This is a genomic window from Stenotrophomonas sp. GD03680 (genome assembly GCF_029844625.1).
Taxonomy (GTDB): domain Bacteria; phylum Pseudomonadota; class Gammaproteobacteria; order Xanthomonadales; family Xanthomonadaceae; genus Stenotrophomonas; species Stenotrophomonas maltophilia_P.
The window spans coordinates 129,202-150,695 of sequence record NZ_JAOCKC010000008.1 but is presented as its reverse complement, the minus strand read 5'-3'; the positions used below and the strand labels follow the sequence as shown (position 1 = coordinate 150,695).

The following is a 21,494-nucleotide window of genomic DNA, read 5'->3' as shown; positions in this document are numbered from 1 at the left end:
AGCGCCGGGCCATGCCCGGCGAGCGCGCAGCGCGGCCGTCAGGGCGTATCGGCCACCAGTGCCAGCCAGCGCTCGATGCCGCGACGGTCCCGCGCGGCCAGCAGCTTCGGAGCGCGGGCGCGCAGGGATGCCAGGTCGGCCTCGCGGATCGCGCGGCGGACTTCCAGCAGCGTGCCCGGATGCAGGCTGAACTCGGTCAGGCCCAGTGCCAGCAGCAGCGGTGCCATGCGTGCGTCCCCCGCGATCTCGCCGCACACCGCCACCGGCACACGATGGCGTGCGCCGGTCTCGATCACCATCTGCAGCAGGCGCAGCACCGCCGGGTGCAGCGGCGAGTAGAGTTCGCCCAGCGCCTCGTTGTTGCGGTCGGCCGCGAGCAGGTACTGCACCAGGTCATTGGTGCCGATCGACAGGAAGTCGACCAGGTCGATGAAGCTCTCCAGCGCCAGAGCAGCGGCGGGTACTTCGATCATCGCCCCCAGCGGCACGTGGTCGGCCACCATGTGCCCTTCCGCGCGCAGTTGTTCGGACAGCTTGAGCATGCGCCGGCGCACGGCCAGCAGCTCTTCGCGCGTGCTGATCATGGGCACCAGCACCCGCAGCTTGCCATAGGCCGAGGCACGCAGAATCGCCCGCAGCTGGGTGTCGGCCACTTTCGGCCGTGCCAGCGACAGGCGCACGCCCCGCAGGCCAAGCGCCGGGTTCTCTTCGTTGCTCAGGGTCAGGCCGGTGCGATCCGCTTTGTCCGCACCCAGATCGAGGGTGCGGATGGTCACCGGCCGCCCGCTCATGCCCAGCGCGGCGTCGCGGTAGGTCCGGAACTGTTCTTCCTCGTCCGGCAGCTCGTTGCGCTGCAGGAACAGGAATTCCGTGCGGTACAGACCCAGTCCCTGCGCGCCGAGGGCGTGGGCCTGGGTTACGTCCTCCAGCGATTCGGCGTTGGCCAGCAGGGCGATGTCGACCTGGTCGCGGGTACGGCTGGGTTTGCTGCGCAGGCGTCCGAGCTCCCGCTGCTCGCGGGCGTGTTCCTTCAGCCGTGCGCGATAGTCACGCAGGTTGTCGGCCTGCGGGTTGACGGTGATGCTGCCGTCGGCGCCATCGACGATCAGCACGTCGCCATCGGCAACGCGGCTGAGCAGCTGCGGAACGTTGACGATCAGTGGCAGGTGCAGACTGCGGGCGAGGATGGCGCTGTGCGACAGCGCGCTGCCGGCGGCGGTGACGATGCCCACGACGCCCTGTGCCTGCAGCTGTGCCAGCTCGGACGGCGCGATGTTGTCGCAGACCAGGATCTCGCCGGCCAGCCCCTTCATCACCGGCGCACGCTCCGGCTGCAGGAAGGCGTGAATGCGGCCGATCACATGATCCAGATCGTCCATGCGGCTCTTCAGGTAGGCATCGTCCATGCCATCGAAGACCTTGGCCAGGCGGTCGCGCTGCAGGCGCAGGGCGTATCCGGCGCTGTACGGGCCGCTGCGGATCAGCTCATCCAGGCCGAACAGCAGCTCCGGGTCGTCCAGCAGCAGCGCGTGCAGATCGAGGAATTCGCCTACTTCCTGGTTCAGTGCGCCGTGCAGGCGCTGCCGAAGCTCATGCATCTCCGCGCGCGCGGCATCCACGGCGTGATGCAGGCGCGTCAGCTCGGTTTCGATCTGCTGCGGTGCCACGCGCTGTTCGGCAACGTCCAGCGCATGTGGCAGGCGCACGCGTGCACGCCCCATCGCCGAACCCCGCGCAGCGCCATGACCAGCCAGCAGCTGGACCGGCCGTTGGCCGGAAGGGAGCTGGCCGGCGCGGGCGCGCGGCACGATCAGCTGTCCTCGTCGAAGCGGCGTTCGAACAGGTCGACCACCGCGTCCATCGCGGCGGCTTCGTCTTCGCCACTGATGCGCACGGTGACCGGGGTGCCCTGGCCGGCAGCGAGCAGCATCACGCCCATGATGCTCTTGGCGTTGATCTCGCGGCCCTTGGCAGCCATGGTCACGTTGCACCGGAACGGTGCCAGGGTCTGCACCAGCTTGGCGGTGGCCCGGGCATGCAGGCCCAGGCGGTTGCTGACGGTGAGTTCTCGTTCAAGCATCGTCGACTATCGCTCCATTACGGGTACCCGCCGCAGCGGTGGCGGGCAGTTGATCCAGTGCCTGTTCCGGATAATTCATCACCCGCAGCAACATCGGCAGGCTCAGCGCCGACACCCGGCGAACCGGGGTCCCCAGCCGGGCCAGCTGCCCGGCAAGGTTGGCGGGGCTGGCGCCGTACAGGTCGGTCAGGATCAGCACGCCTTCTCCACCATCTACCCGCCGCAGCGCGGCCGAGGCGAGGGGGAGCAGAGCATCCAGGTCTGCGTCGAACGGTACTTCGAAAGCTTCGGTCTTCAACGGCAGCTGCCGCAGGAGCCGGGTCGCCACGTCAAGCAGGGCGGCGCCGACCCCGGGATGTGTTACGAGGAGAATGCCACAGGTCATTACTGCACGTTAACAGGTCAAGGTGAATTGGCGATAGCCGCAGATGAGGGGCACTGTGTCCCGTATTCAGCGTCCCCCGCCTGCCGGCCCATCCCGCCTCTCCGCGGGGCGGTCGGGCGCACCCCGGCCGGGCCTCTCAATCCTGCTCGCGGTGATAGGTGGCCACGTCTTCCCAGCCCATTTCGCGGGCATGCCGGGCCATCCGTTCGGCCAGATAGACCGAGCGGTGCTTGCCGCCGGTGCAGCCGAAGGCCACGGTCACGTAGCTGCGTGTGCCGTCGCCCAGCTTCGGCAGCCAGGTGTCGAGAAACCCCATCAGCTGTGCGAGGTAGCACTGCACGTCCGGCTGGGCTTCCAGGTAGTCGCGCACGCCCGGCTCGCGGCCACTGAGCGCACGCAGCTCGGGATCCCAGTGCGGATTGGGCAGCACCCGCGCATCGAAGACGAAATCCGCTTCGGCCGGCACGCCACGCTTGTAGGCGAACGATTCGAACAGCAGCGACAGGCGGGTTGCATGGTCCAGCGTGAACTCGGTGATGATCCGGCGGCGCAACTGGTGCACGTTGAGCGCGCTGGTGTCGATGATGGCGTCGGCCTCCTGGCGCAGCGGTGCGATCAGTTCGCGCTCGCGGGCGATCGCTTCCGGCAATGACAGACCGAGCTGGCTGAGTGGATGGCGGCGACGGGTGTCGGCATAGCGCTTGAGCACCGCCTCGTCGCTGGCTTCAAAGAACAGCACCTTGGTTTCCACGCCAGCATCGGTGGCCAGTTGCCGCCAGTTGGCCAGCTGGCTCAGGTCAGCCTGGCCACGCACGTCGATGCCGACCGCCAGCCGGCGCGGCGCGGCGCCGTCATGGTGGGCCAGCAGGCTGCGCACGAAGTCCGGCAGCAGCTGGATCGGCAGGTTGTCCGAGCAGTAGTAGTCCTGGTCCTCGAACGTCTTCAGGGCGACGGATTTACCCGAGCCGGACAGGCCGCTGACGATGATCAGGGTCGGGGCGGTGGGGGCAGCGGTGCTCATGGACAGACTCTTCGAAGGCCAGGGAAATCAGGGTGTTCGCCGTTCCAGCAGGTTGCTGTGGCGCGCGATGAACATCGCGGCCGGGTCGATGCCCTTGGTCCGCAGGATATGCAGGCGGGTGGCCGCCTCGGTCAGCACGGCCAGGTTGCGGCCGGGCATCACCGGCAGCGTGATCAGCGGCACGTCCAGGTCCAGCACATGGCGGGTACCGGAATCGCCGGTCAGTCGTTCGTAGCCATGTGGAGTGGGCTCGGTCATCGGCTTGGTCAGGTGGACGATCAGCCGAAGGTACTTGTTCTTCTTTACAGCCGTGTCGCCGAACATCTCGCGCACGTTCAGCACGCCCAGGCCGCGTACTTCCAGCAGGTCCTGCAGCAGTTCCGGGCAGGTGCCGTCGAGCACGTCCGGCGCGATCTGGGTGAATTCAGGTGCATCATCGGCCACCAGGCGGTGGCCACGGCTGAGCAGTTCCAGCGCCAGCTCGCTCTTGCCCGACCCGGCTTCGCCGGTGATCAGTACGCCGATGGAGTAGATCTCCATGAACACGCCGTGCAGGATCACGCGCGGCGCCAGCGTGCGTGCCAGGTGGTAGGACAGATGATTGAGCAGTTCGTGGCCGCGCTTGGGAGATACCCACAGCGGCGTGCCCGACTCGTCGGCGGCCGCGCGCAGGTCTTCCGGACAGGGCTGGTTGCGGGTAATCACCAGCGCCAGCGGGTGCGACTGCATGAGCTTTTCGATCGTCTCCCAGCGCTGGCGCGGTTCCAGCGCGTCCAGCCAGGACAGTTCCTCGGTGCCCAGGATCTGCACCTTGTTGGGGTAGATCGCATTGAGGTAGCCCGCCAGCGAGGGCCGGCGGGAGACGGTGTTGCCGGCCTCGAGCTCGCGCTTCTCGCCGGATTTTCCCGCCACCCAGCGCAGGCCCAGGCGTTCGCGCTGCTGTTCGAACAGTTCGCGTGCGGTGATGCTGGTATTCATGCGGCACTCGCCGGGGGCGTGAGATCCAGGGCCTGACGCAGTGCCCGCGCGTCGCCGGCGGCGCGCAGCGCCTCGCGGATGGCGGGGGCGGAGAACAGTTCGGCCAGTTCGGACAGCAGCATCAGGTGCTGATGGGTGTAGTGGGCCGGAACGGCCATCGCGAACACCAGGTCGACCGGCTCGTCGCCCCCGAAGTCGACGGGGGTCTCCAGTCGCAGCAGGGCGCCGCGTGGGCGGTCCAGGGTCGGCGCGCGGCCATGCGGAATGGCGATGCCGCAACCGATCGCGGTGCTGCCCAGCGCCTCACGCTGGCACAGGTTCAGATAGATCTGTTCGGCATTGGCCTGGCGGCAGGCCAGCAACCCGGCCGCGGCCTTGAGGACGCTGTCGCGGTCGGTGGCCGTGCAGAGCTGGGTCTGCACGGCCGCCAGGAGGTCAGTCAGGGGCATGTCTGCGGGGAACGGTGGCGATCAGCCGCCATTGTCACCCACCGGCAGCGGTGCGTGCTGCTGTTTTTTCTCCTTGTGCTTGATCACCAGGCGGTCAAGCTTGTCCGCCAGCAGGTCGATCGCGGCATACATGGTCTGGCCGCCGGCCTCGGCATGCAGGGTCTGGCCGGGAATGTTGAGGCTGGCGTCGACATGGTGTTCGGTCTTCTGCAGCTTGAGGGTCACCCGCGCTTCGCAGTGCTGGTCGAAGTGCTTTCCGATCCGGGCCAGCTTCTCCTCTACATAGGACTGCAGGGCCGGGGTGACTTCGACGTCTTTGCCAAACGTTTCGATGCGCATCGGGTTTCTCCTGTGTTCGGATGTGCCAATGAACCTCTCCGCCGGGCGCGGCGGTGCGTCAAGCGATTCTGACCCTTTCGTGCGAGGCGGAAATGTTCATGGCTTCACGATACTTCGCCACGGTGCGTCGCGCCACTGGAATTCCCGACGATTTGAGCAGGTCAGCCAGCTTGGCGTCAGAAAGGGGCTTGCGCGGGTTTTCGTCATCGATCAGGCGCCGGATCATTGCCTGGATGGCGGTGCTGGATGCCTCACCGCCGCCTTCGGTATCGATTCCCGACGCGAAGAAGGCGCGCAGCGGCAGGGTGCCGCGTGGGGTCCGGACATGCTTGCGGGCGATCGCCCGCGAAATGGTGGATTCGTGCAGGCCCAGTTCGGTGGCGATCTCACGCAGGGTGAGCGGGCGCAGTGCCTGTTCGCCGAACTCCAGGAAGCCGGACTGCTGCAGGATCAGGCAGCGCACCACCCGCAGCAGGGTCTCGCCACGCTGCTGCAGACCTTTCAGCAGCCAGCGCGCCTCCTGCAGCTGGGCGCGCAGGTAGCCGGCGTCGGCCTCACCGCAGCGGCGGATCATCTGTTCGTAACCGCGGTGGATGACCACCTTCGGCCCGGCATGGCCGGCCAGCGCGGCGCGCCACACGCCGTTCTGCCGCCAGACGACTACGTCCGGCACCACGTAGGTGTCCGGCGACAGCGGCGCGATCTGGGTGCCCGGGCGCGGGTCCAGCGACCGCAGCAGGGCCACGGCGGTCTCGACATCGGCCAGGGGCTGCCGGAGTTCGTGCGCCAGCCCAACCACGCCGCTGCGCGGCAGCCGCTCCAGCGGCCCGGCAGCGACCTGGCGTGCCAGGGCAAGGCCAGGTGTGTCGGCCGCCAGTACGTCCAGTTGCAGCTGCAGGCATTCGCCCAAGCTGCGTGCCGCTACTCCGACCGGATCGAAGCGCTGGATCTGGTGCAGTACGGTGAGGATCTCGTCCTCGCCGGCGTGGATCGCCGGCAGCAGGGTTTCGGCGATGGTGGACAGCGGTTCGCGCAGGTAGCCATCGTCGTCCAGGGCGTCGATCAGGGCAGCCCCGATGCTGCGGTCGCGTGCGGACAGATGCGACAGGTGCAGCTGCCACAGCAGGTGGTCGGCCAGGGTCTCGGTTTCGGCCACGCGTTCGGCCGCGCTGCCGCTGTCGTCATCGTCGTCGAAGCTGCCGCCGCTGCCGGCGGTGCTCCAGTCCGGTTCCGCCGTTGCCCAGTCGTCCTCCTGGCCGGCGTCGGCGCGTTCGGGCGGGGCGTCATCGCCGTTGCCATCGTCGCCGGCAGCGGCATCGCTCTCGTTGCCTTCGGCCCAGTCCAGCAGCGGATTGCTCTCCACCGCCTGGGCGATCTCCAGTTCCAGCTCGGTGCTGGACATCTGCAGCAGCTTGATCGCCTGCTGCAGCTGGGGCGTGAGCACCAGCTGCTGTCCCAACGATGTCTGCAGCCGAGTCTTCATGCCTGTGCCGAAGAGGGGGAATGGAACCCGGCAGCTGCGGTCACAGCTTGAACGAGTCCCCAAGGTAGACGCGACGTACGTCGGCATTGTCCAGGATCGATTCCGGCGAACCCTGGGCCAGTACGGTGCCCTCGGCGAGGATATACGCGCGGTCGCAGATTCCCAAGGTCTCGCGCACGTTGTGGTCGGTGATCAGCACACCGATGCCGCGCTGCTTGAGGTGGGTGACGATGCGCTGGATCTCGCCGACCGAGATCGGATCGACACCGGCAAACGGTTCGTCGAGCAGGATCAGCCGGGGTTGCGCCGCCAGCGCGCGGGCGATTTCGCAGCGGCGGCGCTCGCCGCCGGACAGGCTGGCGCCAAGCTGTTCGGACACATGGCCCAGCTGCAGTTCGTCCAGCAGGCTGCTCAACTCGCGCTCGCGGCCCGCCGAGTCCAGATCCTCGCGCAGTTCCAGCACCAGGCGGATGTTGTCGGCCACGGTCAGCTTGCGGAACACCGAAGGCTCCTGCGGCAGGTAGCCCACGCCCTGCTTGGCACGGGTGTACATCGGATCGCCGGTGATGTCCTTGCCATCGAGCACGATGCTGCCGGCATCGGCGGCAACCAGGCCGACGATCATGTAGAAGCAGGTGGTCTTGCCGGCACCGTTGGGGCCGAGCAGGCCGACCACTTCGCCCGCTTCGAGGGTGAGCCCGAAGTCCTTGACGACCTCACGTTGCTTGTAGCGCTTGCGCAGGCCCTTGGCGACGAGCATTACTTCCGGCTCCCGGCCGGCTGCGCCGGCGTGGTGGTGGCGGCAGGCGTCTTGTTCTTGGGCGGGATAACGGTGCGCACGCGGCTGCCGTCGCCGCCGGAGTTCATCTCGCCGGTACGGGTGTTGTAGACCATGCGCTGGCCGGCGTTGGTGCCGCGCGCGCTGGTGACCTTGTAGTTGCCGGTGAGGGTGATGATCTCGGTCTTGATGTCGTAGTCGATGCGGTCGGCGAGCGCATCCATCCAGGTGCCGTCATCGAGCTGCTGCTTCAACTTCGCCTGCTTGCCGGTGAACACCACGCGCACCGGCTCGCCGTCCTTGAGATAGATCTCCGCTTCGGACGAGCGCAGGTCCAGCGTGCCCTGGGTGATGATCACGCCCTGCGACAGCACGGTTTTGCCGTCGCCGGTGAGCATGCCGTTCTGTGCACCGGCATCGATGTTCATGGGCTCGTTGCGGTCGGTCGACTTCGCCTGCGCGAGGGCGGGGACAAGAAGACTGAGTGCGAGCATGGCTGCAAAGGGGATCTTCATCGGGGTCCGTTCTGCCGGTGGTGGCTGCCCGGTCAGGAGGGCAGCGGCGGGTGGGGGCTGCCGGCGCCGCGCCTGTCCAGGGACGTCGCGGGCCGGGCGGCGGAATCAGCGTCTGGGCGTGTAGCGACCCTTGGACTGGCTGAGGAAATGATACGTGTTGTTCTTCGAATCCACCTCGAACCCGACGCCGGACTGCTCCATGCCGGGGCGGGTCATGGTCACCAGGGCGTCGGTCCGGGCCCGGCTCTCCTTGGGGAACACGTCCAGGTGGTCGGTGCGGAAGGTGGTCGGCACGACGCCGGGGGCAGCCGGACTGTCACCCGCCACCTTGCCGCGCAGCTTCAGTTCGTCACCCTTGGCGCTCAGCCAGCCGGTCTCCGCGCGCAGGGTCCAGTGCCTGCCGTCCTTGTCGGGCATCTCGAACAGTGGCGTGGCGATGTTGATGGTCTGGTCGCCGCGCTGCCGCTCCAGCCGCGGCGCGCGCAGGGTGGTCGATTCCTTGCCCTGCTCGTCCAGGGCGACGATCTGGAAGTCGTGCAGGATGTAATCCACGCCGACTTCCTGGCCGCTCTGGGCCGGGCCCTTGTCGCGGTTGCGCAGCGCGGCCCAGCTGCTGAGCAGGGCCGCCAGCAGCAGGCCGATGCCGAGCACGGTGCGCCAGTTCACGGTCGGTGCGTTCATGCGCCGTACCTCGCCAGGACCGACGCGACATGACCCTGCGCGGCCAGCAGAACGTCGCACAGCTCACGCGCCGCGCCGCGCCCGCCTTCGGAACGGGTCTGCCAGTGCACGCGTTCGGCGATCCACGGATGGGCATTGGCCGGCGCCACGGCCAGGCCGACCGCACCCAGGGGCGCCAGATCCGGCAGGTCATCGCCAAGGAAGGCGACCTGTTCCAGGCCGATGCCGCGCTGGGCACACAGGGCCTGCACGCTGGCCAGCTTGTCGCCCACGGCGATGTGGGTATCAATGCCGAGATCGGCACCGCGCCTGAGCGCGGACTGGCTGTTGCGCGCGGTGATCAGCACGGGGTGTATGCCGTGCTGCTGCAGCAGTTTCAGGCCCAGGCCATCCTGCACGAAATACGCCTTGCTCTCGTTGCCGTCCTGGTCGTAGTACAGCCGACCGTCGGTGAGGGTGCCGTCCACGTCGAAGCAGGCCATGCGGATCCGCGCCGCAGCGGTATGCAGGTGGGCAGGGAAGGCGGGCAGGGGGGACCAGGGCATCAGGACGTTGGACTCGATCAGGGCAGGTGTGGGGTTACAGACTGAATGGGGTCTACGGACTGTCGGTTAAACCACCCGGGCCCGCAACAGGTCATGAATGTTCAGGGCGCCGACGGCGCGGCCCTGGTCATCGACCACGATCAGGCCGTTGATCTGCTGGGTTTCCATCTGGCGGGCGGCCTCCACCGCCAGCTGGTCGGCTCCGATGGTGCGGGGGTTGCGCGTCATCACATCGGCGATCTTTGCCGTGCGCACGTCCAGCGCACTGTCCAGTGCCCGGCGCAGGTCACCGTCGGTGAACAGGCCGATCAGCACGCCCTCGGCATCGACCACGGCGGTCATGCCCAGGCGCTTGCGGCTCATCTCCACCAGGGCCTCGCTGAGGCTGGCGCCGGCATCGACCTTGGGCAGATCGGCACCGGTATGCATGACGTCGGTGATATGTAGCAGCAGGCGACGGCCAAGGCTGCCGGCCGGATGCGAGCGGGCGAAATCGTCAGCGGTGAAGCCGCGCGCATCCAGCAGGGCCACCGCCAGCGCATCGCCCATCGCCAGCGAGGCGGTGGTGCTCGAGGTCGGAGCCAGCGCCAGCGGGCAGGCCTCGGCCGGCACGCTGACGTCCAGGTGGACGTCGGCGGCGGTCGCCAGGCTGGACTGCGGGCGGCCGGTCATGGAGATCAACACGTTGCCCTGGCGCTTGAGCACCGGCAGCAGCATCAGCACTTCGTCCGATTCGCCCGAATAGGACAGGGCCAGTACCACGTCGGCTTCGGTGATCATGCCCAGGTCGCCATGGCCGGCCTCGCCTGGGTGCACGTAGAACGCCGGGGTACCGGTGGACGCCAGGGTTGCGGCGATCTTGCGCGCCACATGGCCCGACTTGCCCATGCCGGTGGCGACCACCCGCCCGCGGCTGCCCAGGATCACCTGGCAGGCCTTCTGGAACGGCTCGCCCAGGCGCTCGGCGACCGCCTGCAGTGCCTGCTGCTCGATCTCGAACACGCGGCGGCCGCTGGCCACCAGGGCGGCCGGCTCGACGGAACGGGGGGGCGGGAGGGACTCGGCCATGCGGACGCCACGCAGCGGAAGTAGAATGAGGGTTCATTTTATTAGGAAAGCCCGTTGGACGCCGACACCATCCGCAACCTGATCGAAACCGGCCTGCCTGGCGCCCGCGCCGATGTGCGGGGCGACGATGGCGTGCATTTCGAAGCGACCGTGGTCTGCGACGCCTTTGCCGGCAAGATGCCGCTGGCCCGCCACCGCATGGTCTATGCCACGCTGGGCGACCTGATGGGCGGCGCGATCCACGCGCTGGCGCTGAAAACCGTGACCCCGGCCGAAGCCGGCTGAACCGCAGAAGATCCCGAACCCCATGGCCAAGATCGTTGTGACCGGCGGCGCTGCGCTGCACGGTGAAGTGAGCATCTCCGGCGCCAAGAACGCCGTCCTCCCCATCCTCTGCGCGACCCTGTTGGCCGATGAGCCGGTGGAGATCACCAACGTGCCCCACCTGCACGATGTGGTCACCACGGTGAAGCTGCTGGGCGAACTGGGCGCCAAGGTCACCATCGACCAGGGCACGCTGTCGCGCGGCAGCGCGATCGTGGTCGACCCGCGTGCGGTGAACCAGCATGTGGCGCCGTACGAACTGGTCAAGACCATGCGTGCGTCGATCCTGGTGCTGGGTCCGCTGCTGGCCCGTTTCGGTGCGGCCGAAGTGTCGCTGCCCGGTGGCTGTGCCATCGGCTCGCGTCCGGTCGACCAGCACATCAAGGGCCTGCAGGCGCTTGGTGCCGACATCGTGGTCGAGAACGGATTCATCAAGGCTTCGGCCAAGCGCTTGAAGGGTGGCCACTTCACCTTCGACATGGTGAGCGTGACCGGGACCGAGAACGTGCTGATGGGCGCGGTGCTGGCCGAAGGCACCACCATCCTCGACAACTGCGCGATGGAGCCGGAGGTGACCGATCTGGCCCATTGCCTGATCGCTCTGGGTGCGAAGATCGAAGGCCTCGGCACCGCCCGCCTGGTGATCGAAGGCGTGGAGCGCCTCTCCGGTGGCCGTCATGAAGTGCTGCCCGACCGCATCGAGACCGGCACCTTCCTGGTGGCCGCCGCGATGACCGGCGGCAAGGTCACGGTCAACCGTGCGCGTCCGAACACCATGGACGCGGTGCTGTCCAAGCTGGTCGAGGCGGGTGCCCGGATCGAGACCACCGAGGACAGCATCACCCTGGACATGCAGGGCAAGCGGCCGAAGGCGGTGAACCTGACCACCGCGCCGTATCCGGCATTCCCGACCGACATGCAGGCGCAGTTCATGGCGCTCAACTGCGTGGCCGACGGCGTCGGCGTGATCAACGAAACGATCTTCGAGAACCGTTTCATGCACGTCAACGAGCTGCTGCGCCTGGGCGCGGACATCCAGGTCGAAGGCCATACCGCGATCGTGCGTGGCAGCGAGCACCTGAGCGGCGCGCCGGTCATGGCCACCGACCTGCGTGCATCGGCATCGCTGATCCTGGCCGGCCTGATGGCCAGCGGCGATACCACCATCGATCGCATCTACCACCTCGATCGCGGCTACGAGAACATCGAAGAGAAGCTGTCTTCGCTCGGTGCCACCATCCGGCGCGTGCCATGATCCTTCGCGGAAAATTCAGCCCGCGTCGCAAGGCGCTGCTGGCGCTGGTGCTGATCGTGCTGGCGTGGCTGGGGTATGCCTGGTACGCCGATATCGCCATCACCCGCGGCATCGAGCAGAAGGACATGGACTGGAACGGTGACGGCACGGTATCGCGTGACGAGATCATCCAGTCGTTCTATGCCGTGTCGGTGAACGACAGCCAGGAAGGCAACCGCCATTGCCGCACGTTCGTCTGGCGCGGAAGCGGTGAGCAGATCCGGGTGGACTGCCGCACCGAGTTCAAACCGGCCGAAGAGAAGAAATGAAAAACGCCCGCGCAAGCGGGCGTTTTGCTTGTGCGGGGCCCGGGTTCGGAGCCCATCCCCGAGGGGATGGGATCCGACCCCGGCACTCAGTTCATCGATCGGATGGTCAGGTCCAGCGCGTCGCGGCCGCTTTCCCGCTGCAGCATGCGCGCCGGCACCGGAAACTCCGGCACGATCCAGGCGATCAGCTCCTTGTTGCCATCGGCACGCGACACCTTGGTCGCCTCGTAGCTCTTGCCGCCCACGGTGATCGATTCCTTGCCGATCACGCGGTAGGTCATGTTCTTGATCCGGCCCTCGTCGACCATGCGGTAGGTCAACGGCTTGCCGGCTGCCAGGTCGCGGGCGATGGCCAGATTGATCAGCAGCGCATCCATGTCGCCAGCCTTCAGGGCGATCGGTCCGGCGCGGTCCGGCTTGATGTCGCCGGTCCAGGTGGCCTGGTTGCTGGTCCAGTTGTAGTTGGCCTGCACGTTGCGCTTCTTCACCAGCAGCGCCGAGCGGTCCTGGCTGCTGAGCGGACGCAGCTGGCCGCGCACTTCCTCGAACACGGTGCTCTGGCTCAGGTCGGCCAGCTGGTTTTTCACCTGCAGGCTGTAGCGCCACTTGTTGCTGCCTTCACTGGCCAGCGTCATGGTGCCGTTGGCCTGCATGCCCATGTAGCTGGCCAGATAGTCGGCCTTGAACGGCTCCAGGGCCATCGCCGGCAGGCTGGCCATCGACAGGGTGGCAGCGGCGATCCACGTCAGGGGGCGGGACAGGGTGTTCATGCTCAGACTCCTTGGTATTCGATCAGGCGGAGATCGACGCGGTCTTCGCCATCTTCGCGTTGCAGGATGCGCACCGGGGTGGGGACACCGTTGGCGATCCAGAGAATGGTTTCGTTGTTGCCGCCGTTGCTGCGGTATACCCGCAGCGCGTTGTAGGACAGGTCGCCGACCTCGACGTTCTCGGTCTGCGGCGCGGCCTGGTAGTCGTGCTGGCGCACCTTGCCCATGTCGACGTAGCGGTAGTGCATGGCCACGCCCGGGCGGGCATCACGCATGATCGCCAGGTTGATCAGCAGGGCGCTCTGATCGCCGGCCTGCAGCGGAATGGGCTGCGCGCGATCCTTTTTCACATCGCCGGTCCACTGCGCGGTGCCGGCCTGCCAGTTATAGGTGCCGACGGCCTTCTTGCCCAGGAACAGGCCCTTGCGCACCGTGCTTTGGCTCAGCGGCGCATAGACGCCGCCGCGCTCCTCGAACACCGTGCTCTGCTCGATGTTCAGGCCGAGCACGCTGGCAAAGCCGCGGCGGCCCACCACCTGCATGTCCACCCGCCACTGGTTGCCGCCGGTATGGGTGACCTGCATGGTGGCATCGCCGGCTTCCTTGCCCTTGTAGAAGGCCTGGTAGGTAGCGGTGAACGGTTGCAGCGGCGGCGGTTCCCAGGCCAGCGCGGGCAGCATGGGCACGGCCGGTGCGGCCGGGGCCTGCGACGGAGCTGCCGGGTCGGCAGAGGGCTGTGCCTGGCCCCAGCCCACGCCAGGCAACACGGCAAGCGACAACAGCAGGGGCGTGCACAGCAGCGTCGTGGTCTTCATGGGGGACAGGGGCCGCAGGAGTGGGGCAGGATGCCAGCCCCGCAGTCAGCGGGGCGTGTGCAGAACGTTATCGGTTCAGGTTTCCGGCGGAATCTAGGGCCAGCGGCCTAAACAGGGGGTGACCGTCGAAGAACGCCTGTCCTTCCCGTTCAGCCAGCCGGCCATCGCACAGCAGCTGCAGGCTGGCGATCAGCAGCGGGTGTTCCACCGCCAGCACGCGCTCGGCAAGGGTCTGTGCATCGTCGCCTGCCAGCACCGGCACGCGCGCCTGCGCCAGCACCGTACCCGCGTCCAGCTCCGGCACCACCAGATGCACGCTTGCGCCATGCTCGGCATCGCCGGCTTCCAGCGCCCGGGCGTGCGTATGCAGGCCCTTGTACAGCGGCAGCAGCGACGGGTGGATGTTGACCAGGCGACCGTTGAAGCGCTGCACGAAGCCAGCGCCGAGAATGCGCATGTAGCCGGCGCAGACGATCCAGTCCGGGGCGGAGGCGGCAACCGCGTCGCCCAGGGCCAGCTCGTAGGCGGCACGATCGCTGAATTCCTTCGGTGCATGCGCCCAGCGCCGGGAAGGATCGACCCGCTGCAGGGCCGCGGCATCGGGGCGGTCGGAGAACACGCCCACCACGTCGGCCGGCAGGCGGCCCGACGCGATGGCATCCAGGATGGCCTGCAGGTTGCTGCCGCGCCCGGAGGCGAGCACGGCGATGCGGCGGGGTGCGTTCATTACCGGCAACCCAGGCGGCTCAAACGCTTGCCGACGGAGTGTCGAACACGGCTTTCACCTGGGGGCGGAGCAGGGCGATCAGGGTGAACACCCCCAGCACCGTGCCCACCGGGGTGAACAGGCAGGACAGGCCCGCGACCACCAGGCACAGCACGTAACGGCGGCGCTGCGCCAGGCAGCGCCCGGCGTAGGCGACGAAGGCGCCCAGGGTGACGCCGCCCACCACGATCACGCTGCCGATGATGGTGAACATCCAGCCGAACATCCGCTGCTCGGCGGGCGATGAGGGCTGCCCCTCCGAGCTCAGCGGCAATGCCCCGGTCAGGGCGCTCACGCCCAGCACGATGTGGATGATGAAGATCAGCGAGAACAGTGCGATGAGCGCACCAACCACGTAGTGGCCGATGGACAGCGCCCGCAGATGGCTGGCGTCCTGCGGGCCGAATACGGGTGCCGTCAGCAGCGGCGGCGGCACCGGGTTCGAAGGGGATGGGGGCATTGCGTCCATGCGGGCTCCTCTGCAGGGGTCAGGCGATGCGGACGCGCTCGGCGCCTTCGGTGGTGACGACCTGGCCGATGGTCCAGTGATCCAGGCCCTGGGCCGTGACCGCGGCGGACACCGCCTCGACCTGGTCCGGCGCGACGATCAGCACGAAGCCGATGCCGCAGTTGAAGGTGCGCCACATTTCGCTGTCGGCGACCGCGCCTTCCTTCTGAAGCCACTGGAACACCGGCGGCAGCGTCCACGAGGCCGCCTGGATGTCCAGGCCGAGGCCGTCCGGGACCACCCGGATGATGTTCTCGGTCAGTCCGCCACCGGTGATGTGGGCCATGCCATGGATGGCATCGCCGTGCGACTTCAGCAGCGACAGGATCGGCTTGACGTACAACCGGGTCGGTGCCATCAGCGCGTCGACCAGCTTCACGCCGCCTTCCAGCTCAAGATCGGCCGGACGCCCGGCGCGGTCGTAGATGCGGCGGACCAGCGAGTAGCCGTTGGAGTGCGGGCCGGACGAGGCGATGCCGATCAGCACATCGCCGGCCGCCACGCTGGCGCCATCCTTCAGTTCGCTCTTTTCCACCGCGGCCACGGTGAAGCCGGCCAGATCGTACTCGCCCGGGGCATACATGTCGGGCATTTCAGCGGTCTCGCCGCCGATCAGTGCGCAGCCGGCCTCGGTGCAGCCGTTGGCAATGCCGCCCACGACCGCCGCGGCGGTATCCACGTCCAGCTTGCCGGTGGCGAAGTAGTCCAGGAAGAACAGCGGCTCGGCGCCCTGCACCAGCACGTCGTTCACGCACATCGCGACCAGATCGATGCCGATCGTATCGTGGCGGTTCAGCTGGTGGGCCAGCTTCAGCTTGGTGCCGACACCGTCGGTACCCGACACCAGCACCGGTTCGCGGTACTTGTTGGACAGGTCGAACAGGGCGCCGAAACCGCCCAGGCCGCCCATCACTTCCGGACGGAAGCTGCGCTTGACCAGGGGCTTGATCCGCTCGACCAGCTCGTTGCCGGCGTCGATGTCGACGCCCGCGTCACGGTAGGTGAGGGGGGAGGGGGCGGAAGACGGGGTGTTGGTCACGGGCGTCGGCGCTGGCAGGGGTTGAACGGGCGATTTTAACAGGCCGCATTGGCGCACAGGCCGTATTCGGGCAACAATTCCCCCCGGATACGTCGAGCCAATGGATGTCCTGATGCGCCGCAGCCTGATTCTCACCCTGCTTCTTGCGTTGAGCCTGCCGGTGGCCACGATGGCCCAGAGCGGCCTGCGCACCGAGGGGGATGTCGCCACCGCCAGTGGGGCCTACGAGGCCGAAGTGCCGGTCAACAGCCAGGCCGAGGCCGACCGCAATGGCGGGCTGGCACGTGCCCTGAGCGTAGTGCTGGGCAAGCTGTCGGGCGACCGCAGCGTGATGTCCCGGCCCGGCGTGGTGCAGGCCCTGCGCAATGCCAAGGATTACGTGGCCAGCTACGACTACAAGCAGGACCAGAGCGTCAGCGCCAGCGGTGCGCCCAGTTTCCGGACCCTGCTGGTGGCCCGTTTCCGCGAGGATGACGTCGATTCGCTGGTCGCCGCGCTGGGCCTGCCGCTGTGGCCGCAGCCCCGACCGAAGCCGGTGCTGTGGCTGGCCGTCGATGACGGCAGCGGCCCGCGCCTGGTCAGCGTGCAGCAGGCCAATGCCGCGCGCCCGCTGCTGAACCGCGCCATCGAGCGCGGCTACAAGCTGGGCCTGCCCAGTGGGGGCGCTGCCGAACAGGCGCTGGCCGGTGCCATCTGGCGCCAGGACAGCGCCGCCGTGGCCCGCGCCTCTTCGCGCTACTCGCCGCCGATGCAGCTGATCGGCAAGCTCTACCGTGCCAATGGCGGCTGGCAGGCGGACTGGGTGTTCGTCGACGATGGCCGTGAACTGAACAGATGGACCAGCAAGGATGCCAACGCCATGCGCGCGATGGCCGCGGGCGCCGATGGCGCGGCCGATGCGCTGGTCAAGCGTTATGCCAAGGCCGGTGTGGCCACCGGCCAGGCGGGCAGCTACCGGGTGGTGGTCACCGGCATCAACAGTGCCGATGACTACCTGCGACTGGCCGCAGGCCTGCGCGACGTGCCGGTGGTGCGCAATGTCACTCCGCTGCACGCCAGCGCGGGCCGGCTGGAGCTGACCGTCGAAATGACCACCGGCCTGGCCGGCTTCAACCGCATGCTGGGTGACAGCGGCGTACTGGTTCCGAACGCCCCGCTGCCTGCCCTTCCGACACCGATCGATGACACCACCGGCGTGCCGGTGCAGGCGCCGGTCAGCAACGAGTACCGACTGCGATGACCCTGACGCCGGAAGCTGAAATCGCGCAGTTCCTGCGCCGGGTCAAATACATCCTGCTTGCCGGCCTGATCGGCTGGATCGTGTGGCTGCTGGCGCCGATCCTGACGCCGTTCGTGCTGGCGCTGGCGCTGGCCTGGCTGGGTGATCCGCTGGTGGACCGCATCGAGGCCACCGGGCGCTCGCGCATGACCGGCGTGGTGCTGGTGTTCGTGGCCATGGTGCTGGTGATCGTCGCCGCGCTGCTGGTGCTGGTGCCGATGATCGAAAAGCAGATCACCACCCTGGTGGCGGCCGTGCCGCAGGCGCAGGCCTGGCTGATGCAGACCGGCATTCCGTGGTTCGAGCAGAAGACCGGCCTGGAGGTGATGCAGTGGCTGGACCCGGATCGCCTGATCGAATGGGTGCGCAGCCATTGGCAGCAGGCGGGCGGCTTCGCCAAGACCTTCATGGGATATGTCTCGCGCTCGGGCTTCACGATGGTGACCTGGGTGGTCAACATCCTGCTGCTGCCGATCCTGGCGTTCTACTTCCTGCGCGACTGGGACAAGCTGGTGGAGCGGGTCGCCTCGGTCATTCCGCGCAACCACATCGGCACCATCACGGCGCTGGCGCGCGAATCCAACGAGGTGCTGGGCGCCTTCATCCGCGGCCAGTTCCTGGTGATGCTGGCGCTGGGCGTGATCTATGCGGGCGGCCTGTCGCTGGTGGGGCTGAAGCTGGGGCTGCTGATCGGCATGATCGCGGGCCTGATCAGCTTCATTCCATACCTGGGCGCGACCACCGGCATCCTGATGGCGATCATCGCCGCGCTGGTGCAGGCGCAGGGCTTCGACCTGAAACTGCTGATACTGGTCGGCGTGGTGTTCACGGTCGGCCAGCTGCTGGAGAGCTATGTACTGACGCCGCGCATCGTCGGCGACAAGATCGGCCTGCATCCGGTGGCGGTGATCTTCGCGGTGATGGCAGGCGGCCAGCTGTTCGGCTTCCTCGGCATGCTGCTGGCGCTGCCGGTGGCTGCCGTGTCCAACGTGCTGCTGCGCTATGCGCACCAGCGCTATCGGCAGAGCGATCTTTACGCGGGTGAGAAATCGGCGATCGTGCTTGACGGTGTGGTCGAGCCGCCCCACATCATCCTCGACACGAACGACAAGGGCCCCGACCTGAAGTGATGGGTGTGCCGCAATTGCCGCTGGCCCTGCACTACCCGCGGGACCAGCGCCTGGAGACCTTCATCGGCGCACCGGATGGTGCGCTGGCGCAGCTGCGCGCGATCGCGGTCGGTGCCAGCCACGACTGGGTCTACCTGGAAGGCGCGGCAGGCACGGGCAAGACGCATCAGGCGCTGGCGATGTGTTCCAGCGCCGAGCAGGCCGGGCGGCTGCCGACCTATGTGCCGCTGGCCAGTGCGGCCGGCCGTGTGCGTGCAGCGCTGGAGGGGCTGGAGGCGCGCGAGCTGGTCGCGCTGGACGGACTGGACGAGATTGCCGGCAACCGTGAGGACGAGATTGCCCTGTTCGATTTCCATAACCGTGCGCGCGCTGCCGGCGTGACCGTGCTCTACACGGCGCAGAAGGCGCCGGGCGAACTCGGACTGGTGCTGCCGGACCTGCGCTCGCGGCTGGGCCAGTGCGTGCGGGTGCTGCTGCAGCCGCTGGACGAGGAAGGACGCGCGGCGGTGCTGCGCGAGCGCGCGCTGCGACGGGGGCTGGCGATCGACGAGGCCGCGATCGAGTGGCTGCTGTCGCACACCGGGCGCGAGCTGGGCGGGCTGATCACGTTGCTGGACTGGCTGGACCGCGAATCGCTGGCGGCCAAGCGTCGGATCACCGTGCCGTTCCTGCGCCAGGTGCTGGAAGAAGGCCGCCCTCGCTACTGAGGTTGGGGTTTGTTTTGCAGGGCTGCCGCCCTGCACCCGCCGAAGCCAGTGCCGAAGCCGGAGCAACGTCAACGTCAAACGCTGGCTTCCTCAGGGGAGGCGGGGTGGCTCAGGTTGCGGGGGACGGCGCAAGTACGTCCATGTAGCCTCGGTCGCGCCATCCATGGCGCTCACGCCCCCGCAACCTGAGCCACCCCGCCTTCGACAGGTTCCCGCAATCTGCCGGGATTGCGTACTGCACTGCTGTTGGTGGGTGTCGACCTTGGTCGACACGGTAGAGCCACGCTACGCGTGGATGCGCTTTCGCTTCGTGAGCGAAGCGACCTGCTTCTGCTTTTCTTTCTTTCTTCCGTGGCTGGACGCGCAAGGAAACTGTCAGAGGCCGGGCGGGTGGGCCATGCAGGGGACGCTGCAAGTACGTCCCTGTAAGCTCGATGGCGCCATCCATGGCGCCAACGCCCCTGCATGGCCCACCCGCCCGGCCGAACACGCGATCCGCTCTACGCGACCAACCATGAGGGGCTCAGCCGTTCGCCGCCAACTCAACATCCAGCGCACGCAGGCGATCCACCGTGCCGACGTCGGTCCAGCGCCCGCGATGGTGCTGCCCCGTCATCAACCCCTGCGCCATGAAGTGCTTCTGCAGTGGCACCACCGAGAACTTCGGCGGCAGCCGCTCGCTGCCCGGCGCATCGCCAATCACCGTGCGCCAGTCGGCCACGATTGAAGGGCGGTACACGCCGATGCCGGCATAGGTCAGGCACGGTCCTTCGCGGTCATGGTGCAGCAGGCCCTGCGTGTCCAGCCGGTAATCACCGTGCGGATGCTGCGTGGGGTTGTCGACCAGCACCAGATGCGCCTGGCCCCGCGGCTCGCGCGGTAGTGTGGCGAAATCGAAATCGGTCCAGATGTCGCCGTTGACCACCAGGAACGGATCCTCACCCAGTGCCGGCAGAGCATTGAGAATGCCTCCGCCGGTCTCCAGCGGGGTATCGCCTTCATGCATGAAGTGCAGGCGCACACCCCATCGGCTGCCATCGCCAAGCATCGCCGGGAACTGTTCCGCCAGCCATGCGGTATTGACCACGATATCGCGCACGCCGCAGGCGGCCAGGCGCTCCAGGTGCCAGACGATCAGCGGCTTGCCGGCCACTGCGAGCAGCGGCTTGGGTGTGTGCAGGGCCAGCGGGCGCATGCGTTCGCCCAGGCCGGCGGCGAAGATCAGCGCCTTCATCGGGCCACGCGCATCGGTGTGCCGAGCTCGGCCAGCGCCGGCTTGATGCGTGTGTCCAGCAGCTGCCGCAGGGGGGCCAGCTCGCGGTAGCGCGGCAGTACTTCGTCCAGATAGGTGATGAAGCGCGGCGCATCGTCCAGGTAATGACCCTTGTTGTCGCGGTAACGCAGGCGGCAGAACAGGCCCAGGATCTTCACGTGGCGCTGGATGCCCATCCAGTCCGCGTCACGCAGGAAGGTCGCACGGTCGGGCACCGGCAGGCCCGCAGCGTGCGCGCGCGCGTGGTACTGCGCGAGCCACTCGTCCACGCGCTGCAGCGGCCAGCTCAGGAACGCGTCCTTGAACAGGCTCACGGCATCGTAGGCGATCGGGCCCCGCACCAGGTCCTGGAAATCCAGCACGGCCGGACCGTCGGCAACGGGCATCAGATTGCGGGGCATGTAGTCGCGGTGGGTCATCAGCTGCGCCTGGCCCAGTGCGTTGTCCATCAACCGGCGATGGACCAGCTGCAGGCCCTCGATTTCGCCGCAGTCCAGCTGCAGGTTGAGATGGCGCTGCAGGAACCATTCGTCGAACAGGCCGGCATCGCGCTGCAGCAGGGCTTCGCCGAACTGGCCGAAGTCGGCCGGCACCGGGATCGCCTGCAGGCGCAGCAGCTGATCGATGGCGCGGCCGAACCATTCATCGGCGTTGCGCTCGTCGAGGATTCTCGCCAGGGTCGGACCGCCGAGATCCTCCAGCAGCAGGAAGCCGGCGTCCAGATCCTGCGCAAGCAGGGCCGGCACACGCAGGCCATGGTCGTGCAGCAGGCCGCGCATGCGCAGCCAGGGGCGGGGGTCTTCCAGTCCCGGCGGAGCATCCATCACGATGTGGCTGCCGCGTGTACCGGTGACGCGCCAGTAGCTGCGCATGCCCGCATCGACCGAGGCACGTTCAACCACGGCCTGTGCATCGCCAAGCTGGATACGGGCCCACTGCAGTCGCTGCGCGCTGCGCTGGGGATCGGAGGCGGGTTCGGTCATGCGGGCATATCCGGG

26 protein-coding genes are annotated in these 21,494 nt (G+C 67.7%); 6 read left to right on the top strand and 20 right to left on the bottom strand.

Going from position 1 to position 21,494, the window contains the following annotated elements; genetic code table 11:
* Positions 1–38: 38 nt before the first annotated feature.
* From ptsP to N5J29_RS11795, 13 genes are all read right to left on the bottom strand, one after another.
* Positions 39–1,808 (bottom strand): phosphoenolpyruvate--protein phosphotransferase, encoded by a 1,770-nt coding sequence (ptsP, locus tag N5J29_RS11855; RefSeq protein WP_065174530.1) that lies wholly within the window; start codon positions 1,806–1,808, stop codon positions 39–41.
* Between the two features lie 2 nt (positions 1,809–1,810).
* The gene (locus N5J29_RS11850; RefSeq protein WP_053519412.1) at positions 1,811–2,080 is read right to left on the bottom strand and encodes an HPr family phosphocarrier protein; all 270 of its coding nucleotides are present in this window, start codon (positions 2,078–2,080) and stop codon (positions 1,811–1,813) included.
* Positions 2,073–2,465, bottom strand: a complete 393-nt coding sequence (locus N5J29_RS11845; protein ID WP_065174531.1) for a PTS fructose IIA subunit family protein — start codon at positions 2,463–2,465, stop codon at positions 2,073–2,075. The genes N5J29_RS11850 and N5J29_RS11845 overlap by 8 nt, the downstream gene beginning before the upstream one ends.
* A 136-nt stretch (positions 2,466–2,601) precedes the next feature.
* A complete protein-coding gene (gene rapZ / locus N5J29_RS11840; RefSeq protein WP_053519414.1) occupies positions 2,602–3,486 on the bottom strand; it encodes an RNase adapter RapZ in 885 nt (294 codons plus the stop codon).
* A gap of 27 nt (positions 3,487–3,513) precedes the next feature.
* Positions 3,514–4,464, bottom strand: a complete 951-nt coding sequence (gene hprK, locus N5J29_RS11835) for an HPr(Ser) kinase/phosphatase (protein WP_053519415.1) — start codon at positions 4,462–4,464, stop codon at positions 3,514–3,516.
* On the bottom strand, positions 4,461–4,913 hold the full coding sequence (locus N5J29_RS11830) for a PTS sugar transporter subunit IIA (protein ID WP_053519416.1): 453 nt from the start codon (positions 4,911–4,913) through the stop codon (positions 4,461–4,463). Before N5J29_RS11830 ends, hprK begins: the two co-directional genes overlap by 4 nt.
* Before the next feature lie 21 nt (positions 4,914–4,934).
* Positions 4,935–5,252 carry a ribosome-associated translation inhibitor RaiA gene (raiA, locus tag N5J29_RS11825; RefSeq protein ID WP_005415556.1) on the bottom strand — a complete coding sequence of 106 codons (318 nt, stop codon included), beginning with the start codon at positions 5,250–5,252 and terminating at the stop codon, positions 4,935–4,937.
* A 58-nt stretch (positions 5,253–5,310) separates the two neighbouring features.
* Positions 5,311–6,735, bottom strand: a complete 1,425-nt coding sequence (locus N5J29_RS11820; protein WP_164153050.1) for an RNA polymerase factor sigma-54 — start codon at positions 6,733–6,735, stop codon at positions 5,311–5,313.
* A 40-nt stretch (positions 6,736–6,775) separates the two neighbouring features.
* Positions 6,776–7,495, bottom strand: a complete 720-nt coding sequence (lptB, locus tag N5J29_RS11815; protein ID WP_065174533.1) for an LPS export ABC transporter ATP-binding protein — start codon at positions 7,493–7,495, stop codon at positions 6,776–6,778.
* Positions 7,495–8,028 (bottom strand): lipopolysaccharide transport periplasmic protein LptA, encoded by a 534-nt coding sequence (gene lptA / locus N5J29_RS11810; protein ID WP_065174534.1) that lies wholly within the window; start codon positions 8,026–8,028, stop codon positions 7,495–7,497. Before lptA ends, lptB begins: the two co-directional genes overlap by 1 nt.
* A gap of 105 nt (positions 8,029–8,133) precedes the next feature.
* Positions 8,134–8,709 carry an LPS export ABC transporter periplasmic protein LptC gene (gene lptC, locus N5J29_RS11805; protein WP_053519420.1) on the bottom strand — a complete coding sequence of 192 codons (576 nt, stop codon included), beginning with the start codon at positions 8,707–8,709 and terminating at the stop codon, positions 8,134–8,136.
* Positions 8,706–9,254 carry an HAD hydrolase family protein gene (locus tag N5J29_RS11800; protein ID WP_164153049.1) on the bottom strand — a complete coding sequence of 183 codons (549 nt, stop codon included), beginning with the start codon at positions 9,252–9,254 and terminating at the stop codon, positions 8,706–8,708. Before N5J29_RS11800 ends, lptC begins: the two co-directional genes overlap by 4 nt.
* A gap of 66 nt (positions 9,255–9,320) precedes the next feature.
* Positions 9,321–10,322 (bottom strand): KpsF/GutQ family sugar-phosphate isomerase, encoded by a 1,002-nt coding sequence (locus tag N5J29_RS11795; protein ID WP_065174535.1) that lies wholly within the window; start codon positions 10,320–10,322, stop codon positions 9,321–9,323.
* Positions 10,323–10,376: 54 nt separating this feature from the next.
* On the opposite strand from N5J29_RS11795, the gene N5J29_RS11790 reads away from it, so the two are divergent.
* The 3 genes from N5J29_RS11790 to N5J29_RS11780 are packed head-to-tail and all read left to right on the top strand — an operon-like array spanning position 10,377 to position 12,209.
* A complete protein-coding gene (locus N5J29_RS11790; RefSeq protein WP_053519423.1) occupies positions 10,377–10,607 on the top strand; it encodes a BolA family protein in 231 nt (76 codons plus the stop codon).
* Positions 10,608–10,629: 22 nt separating this feature from the next.
* Positions 10,630–11,901 carry a UDP-N-acetylglucosamine 1-carboxyvinyltransferase gene (murA, locus tag N5J29_RS11785; RefSeq protein WP_053519424.1) on the top strand — a complete coding sequence of 424 codons (1,272 nt, stop codon included), beginning with the start codon at positions 10,630–10,632 and terminating at the stop codon, positions 11,899–11,901.
* Complete coding sequence (locus N5J29_RS11780) at positions 11,898–12,209, top strand: hypothetical protein (RefSeq protein ID WP_053519425.1); 312 nt, start codon at positions 11,898–11,900, stop codon at positions 12,207–12,209. Before murA ends, N5J29_RS11780 begins: the two co-directional genes overlap by 4 nt.
* Before the next feature lie 86 nt (positions 12,210–12,295).
* Here N5J29_RS11780 and N5J29_RS11775 read toward each other — a convergent pair whose 3' ends face one another.
* The 5 genes from N5J29_RS11775 to purM form a co-directional block, all read right to left on the bottom strand.
* A complete protein-coding gene (locus tag N5J29_RS11775) occupies positions 12,296–12,979 on the bottom strand; it encodes a DUF3108 domain-containing protein (RefSeq protein ID WP_053519426.1) in 684 nt (227 codons plus the stop codon).
* Between the two features lie 2 nt (positions 12,980–12,981).
* Positions 12,982–13,794: a DUF3108 domain-containing protein gene (locus N5J29_RS11770; protein WP_065174536.1), complete on the bottom strand. Its 813-nt coding sequence runs from the start codon at positions 13,792–13,794 to the stop codon at positions 12,982–12,984.
* A gap of 67 nt (positions 13,795–13,861) precedes the next feature.
* On the bottom strand, positions 13,862–14,521 hold the full coding sequence (purN, locus tag N5J29_RS11765) for a phosphoribosylglycinamide formyltransferase (RefSeq protein ID WP_065182432.1): 660 nt from the start codon (positions 14,519–14,521) through the stop codon (positions 13,862–13,864).
* Positions 14,522–14,540: 19 nt separating this feature from the next.
* A complete protein-coding gene (locus N5J29_RS11760) occupies positions 14,541–15,029 on the bottom strand; it encodes a hypothetical protein (protein ID WP_053519429.1) in 489 nt (162 codons plus the stop codon).
* 19 nt (positions 15,030–15,048) lie between these two features.
* Entirely contained in the window at positions 15,049–16,107 is a 1,059-nt protein-coding gene (gene purM, locus N5J29_RS11755) for a phosphoribosylformylglycinamidine cyclo-ligase (protein WP_053519430.1), read from the bottom strand.
* A gap of 112 nt (positions 16,108–16,219) precedes the next feature.
* Between purM and N5J29_RS11750 the strand changes: the two genes are divergently transcribed.
* Genes N5J29_RS11750 through hda form a run of 3 tightly spaced genes read left to right on the top strand, consistent with a single transcriptional unit; the run spans position 16,220 to position 19,223 of the window.
* The gene (locus tag N5J29_RS11750) at positions 16,220–17,347 is read left to right on the top strand and encodes a DUF2066 domain-containing protein (protein WP_227255408.1); all 1,128 of its coding nucleotides are present in this window, start codon (positions 16,220–16,222) and stop codon (positions 17,345–17,347) included.
* A complete protein-coding gene (locus N5J29_RS11745; RefSeq protein WP_065174539.1) occupies positions 17,344–18,516 on the top strand; it encodes an AI-2E family transporter in 1,173 nt (390 codons plus the stop codon). Before N5J29_RS11750 ends, N5J29_RS11745 begins: the two co-directional genes overlap by 4 nt.
* On the top strand, positions 18,516–19,223 hold the full coding sequence (gene hda / locus N5J29_RS11740; RefSeq protein ID WP_053519433.1) for a DnaA regulatory inactivator Hda: 708 nt from the start codon (positions 18,516–18,518) through the stop codon (positions 19,221–19,223). Before N5J29_RS11745 ends, hda begins: the two co-directional genes overlap by 1 nt.
* 523 nt (positions 19,224–19,746) lie before the next feature.
* Here the strand turns inward: hda and murU are convergent.
* Positions 19,747–20,457, bottom strand: a complete 711-nt coding sequence (murU, locus tag N5J29_RS11735; RefSeq protein WP_164151728.1) for an N-acetylmuramate alpha-1-phosphate uridylyltransferase MurU — start codon at positions 20,455–20,457, stop codon at positions 19,747–19,749.
* Complete coding sequence (locus tag N5J29_RS11730) at positions 20,454–21,479, bottom strand: phosphotransferase (RefSeq protein ID WP_164151730.1); 1,026 nt, start codon at positions 21,477–21,479, stop codon at positions 20,454–20,456. The genes murU and N5J29_RS11730 overlap by 4 nt, the downstream gene beginning before the upstream one ends.
* Positions 21,480–21,494 lie beyond the last annotated feature (15 nt).

What these genes read in the sequence shown, in the direction of transcription:
- N5J29_RS11750 (WP_227255408.1), top strand. Translation starts at nt 16,220, where the DNA reads ATGCGCCGCAGCCTGATTCTCACCCTGCTTCTTGCGTTGAGCCTGCCG.
- murU (WP_164151728.1), bottom strand. Translation starts at nt 20,457, where the DNA reads ATGAAGGCGCTGATCTTCGCCGCCGGCCTGGGCGAACGCATGCGCCCG.
- hprK (WP_053519415.1), bottom strand. Translation starts at nt 4,464, where the DNA reads ATGAATACCAGCATCACCGCACGCGAACTGTTCGAACAGCAGCGCGAA.
- rapZ (WP_053519414.1), bottom strand. Translation starts at nt 3,486, where the DNA reads ATGAGCACCGCTGCCCCCACCGCCCCGACCCTGATCATCGTCAGCGGC.
- raiA (WP_005415556.1), bottom strand. Translation starts at nt 5,252, where the DNA reads ATGCGCATCGAAACGTTTGGCAAAGACGTCGAAGTCACCCCGGCCCTG.
- hda (WP_053519433.1), top strand. Translation starts at nt 18,516, where the DNA reads ATGGGTGTGCCGCAATTGCCGCTGGCCCTGCACTACCCGCGGGACCAG.
- purN (WP_065182432.1), bottom strand. Translation starts at nt 14,521, where the DNA reads ATGAACGCACCCCGCCGCATCGCCGTGCTCGCCTCCGGGCGCGGCAGC.
- N5J29_RS11760 (WP_053519429.1), bottom strand. Translation starts at nt 15,029, where the DNA reads ATGGACGCAATGCCCCCATCCCCTTCGAACCCGGTGCCGCCGCCGCTG.
- N5J29_RS11780 (WP_053519425.1), top strand. Translation starts at nt 11,898, where the DNA reads ATGATCCTTCGCGGAAAATTCAGCCCGCGTCGCAAGGCGCTGCTGGCG.
- N5J29_RS11820 (WP_164153050.1), bottom strand. Translation starts at nt 6,735, where the DNA reads ATGAAGACTCGGCTGCAGACATCGTTGGGACAGCAGCTGGTGCTCACG.
- N5J29_RS11795 (WP_065174535.1), bottom strand. Translation starts at nt 10,322, where the DNA reads ATGGCCGAGTCCCTCCCGCCCCCCCGTTCCGTCGAGCCGGCCGCCCTG.
- N5J29_RS11770 (WP_065174536.1), bottom strand. Translation starts at nt 13,794, where the DNA reads ATGAAGACCACGACGCTGCTGTGCACGCCCCTGCTGTTGTCGCTTGCC.
- N5J29_RS11745 (WP_065174539.1), top strand. Translation starts at nt 17,344, where the DNA reads ATGACCCTGACGCCGGAAGCTGAAATCGCGCAGTTCCTGCGCCGGGTC.
- N5J29_RS11800 (WP_164153049.1), bottom strand. Translation starts at nt 9,254, where the DNA reads ATGCCCTGGTCCCCCCTGCCCGCCTTCCCTGCCCACCTGCATACCGCT.
- lptB (WP_065174533.1), bottom strand. Translation starts at nt 7,495, where the DNA reads ATGCTCGTCGCCAAGGGCCTGCGCAAGCGCTACAAGCAACGTGAGGTC.
- N5J29_RS11730 (WP_164151730.1), bottom strand. Translation starts at nt 21,479, where the DNA reads ATGACCGAACCCGCCTCCGATCCCCAGCGCAGCGCGCAGCGACTGCAG.
- N5J29_RS11830 (WP_053519416.1), bottom strand. Translation starts at nt 4,913, where the DNA reads ATGCCCCTGACTGACCTCCTGGCGGCCGTGCAGACCCAGCTCTGCACG.
- murA (WP_053519424.1), top strand. Translation starts at nt 10,630, where the DNA reads ATGGCCAAGATCGTTGTGACCGGCGGCGCTGCGCTGCACGGTGAAGTG.
- lptC (WP_053519420.1), bottom strand. Translation starts at nt 8,709, where the DNA reads ATGAACGCACCGACCGTGAACTGGCGCACCGTGCTCGGCATCGGCCTG.
- N5J29_RS11850 (WP_053519412.1), bottom strand. Translation starts at nt 2,080, where the DNA reads ATGCTTGAACGAGAACTCACCGTCAGCAACCGCCTGGGCCTGCATGCC.
- N5J29_RS11845 (WP_065174531.1), bottom strand. Translation starts at nt 2,465, where the DNA reads ATGACCTGTGGCATTCTCCTCGTAACACATCCCGGGGTCGGCGCCGCC.
- lptA (WP_065174534.1), bottom strand. Translation starts at nt 8,028, where the DNA reads ATGAAGATCCCCTTTGCAGCCATGCTCGCACTCAGTCTTCTTGTCCCC.
- N5J29_RS11775 (WP_053519426.1), bottom strand. Translation starts at nt 12,979, where the DNA reads ATGAACACCCTGTCCCGCCCCCTGACGTGGATCGCCGCTGCCACCCTG.